Here is a 2092-nt window from a genome sequence, read left to right as displayed (position 1 = left end):
CACCGGCCCCGGCCGGAGCCGGTGAAGGCCGCACGGGCGGGCCGTCAGCCGCCGTAGGCGCCCGAGGCCGTCAGCCGCAGGGCGGTGTCGATCAGGGGGACGTGGCTGAAGGCCTGCGGGAAGTTGCCCACCTGGCGGCCCAGCCGGGAGTCCCACTCCTCCGCGAGCAGTCCCAGGTCGTTGCGGAGCGAGAGCAGCTTCTCGAAGAGCCTGCGCGCCTCCTCCACCCGGCCGATCATCGCCAGGTCGTCGGCCAGCCAGAAGGAGCAGGCCAGGAACGCGCCCTCGTCGCCCTCCAGCCCGTCCAGGCCCGCGTCCTCGCCCGAGGTCGGGTAGCGCAGCACGAAGCCGTCCGGCGTGGACAGCTCGCGCTGGATGGCCTCGATGGTGCCGATGACCCGCTTGTCGTCCGGGGGCAGGAAGCCCACCTGCGGGATCAGCAGCAGGGAGGCGTCCAGCTCCTTCGACCCGTAGGACTGGGTGAAGGTGTTCCGCTCGGGGTCGTAGCCCTTCTCGCAGACATCGCGGTGTATCGCCTCGCGCAGCGCGCGCCACCGCTCCAGCGGGCCGTCCGCCTCGCCGGACTCGATCAGGCGGATGGTGCGGTCCACCGCCGTCCAGGCCATGACCTTGGAGTGCACGAAGTGGCGGCGCGGGCCGCGCACCTCCCATATCCCCTCGTCCGGCTCCGTCCAGTGGTCCTCCAGGTAGCCGATCAGCTTGATCTGCAGGAGGCTGGCGTAGTCGTTGCGCGCCAGGCCGGTCATGTGGGCCAGGTGCAGGGCCTCGATGACCTCGCCGTAGACGTCGAGCTGGAGCTGGGAGGCGGCGCCGTTGCCGACCCGCACCGGCTGGGAGTTCTCGTAGCCGGGCAGCCAGGACAGCTCCGTCTCGCCCAGCTCCCGCTCGCCGGCGATGCCGTACATGATCTGCAGGTTCTCCGGGTCGCCGGCCACCGCGCGCAGCAGCCACTCGCGCCAGGCCAGCGCCTCGCTGCGGTAGCCGGTGCGCAGCAGCGACGACAGCGTGATCGCCGCGTCGCGCAGCCAGGTGAAGCGGTAGTCCCAGTTGCGCACGCCGCCGATGTGCTCGGGCAGCGAGGTGGTGGGGGCCGCGACGATGCCGCCGGTCGGGGCGTAGGTGAGGGCCTTGAGGGTGATCAGGGAGCGGACCACCGCCTCCCGGTAGGGGCCGTGGTAGGTGCACTGGCGCACCCAGTCGCGCCAGAAGTCCTCGGTGGCGGTCAGGGACGTCTCCGGCTCGGCCGGCGCCGGGGGCTCCTTGTGCGAGGGCTGCCAGCTGATGGTCATCGCCACCCGGTCGCCCGGCGCGACGGTGAAGTCGGCGTAGGTGGTCAGATCCTCGCCGTAGGTGTCGGCCTCGGAGTCCACCCACACGGAGTCGGGGCCGGCGACGGCGACGGTGCGGCCGTCCACCTTGTGCACCCACGGCACCACCCAGCCGTAGGAGAACCGCATCCGCAGCGCGGAGCGCATCGGCACGCGGCCGCTGACACCCTCCACGATGCGGATGAGCTGCGGCGCGTGGTGCTCGCGCGGCGGCATGAAGTCGATCACCCGCACCGTCCCGCGCGGGGTGTCCCACTCGGACTCCAGGATCAGGGAGTCGCCCCGGTAGCGGCGGCGGCCGGCCGCCGGCGGCTCCTGGCCGGCGGGGTGGGCGGGGCCCAGGCGCCAGAAGCCGTGCTCCTCGGTGCCCAGCAGCCCGGCGAAGACGGCGTGGGAGTCGAACCGGGGCAGACACAGCCAGTCCACCGAGCCGTCCCGGCATACCAGGGCGGCGGTCTGCATGTCCCCGATGAGTGCGTAATCCTCGATGCGCCCGGCCACGAGCATCTCCAGTCGAACAGTGGCTACGCCCCGTGGGACGTGCGGTTTTCCGTCCTGCCGCACGGGAGGGCCCGCACGGACAGTCTGAGCAGGATACGACGCGGGCAGATGTTCCGCGCCGAGGTCACCTTAGGGGTGAAGGAGCCTCCCGGGTGACAACAATCCGGTGATTGACAACCTCGGTGGTGGGGGGCCGCGGCCCGGCGCCCGGCCGGCGCCCGGTCCCTGGGCCGCCGGGGGGG

The 2092-nt window shown here is 72.4% G+C and carries 1 protein-coding gene; it reads right to left on the bottom strand.

Annotated elements, in window-relative coordinates; all coding sequences use genetic code 11:
- Positions 1 to 44 precede the first annotated feature (44 nt).
- The gene (locus AC2CJA_RS26340; protein ID WP_484605165.1) at positions 45 to 1856 is read right to left on the bottom strand and encodes a glycoside hydrolase family 15 protein; all 1812 of its coding nucleotides are present in this window, start codon (positions 1854 to 1856) and stop codon (positions 45 to 47) included.
- Positions 1857 to 2092 lie beyond the last annotated feature (236 nt).

This window comes from Streptomyces sp. ATLC9 (genome assembly GCF_057196705.1).
The sequence above is the reverse complement of the archived record's forward strand: the minus strand, read 5'-3'. Positions and strand labels throughout refer to the sequence as shown.

Bases quoted from the DNA above. Each gene is read 5' to 3' on its own strand.
- AC2CJA_RS26340 (WP_484605165.1), bottom strand. From the start codon at position 1,856: ATGCTCGTGGCCGGGCGCATCGAGGATTACGCACTCATCGGGGACATG.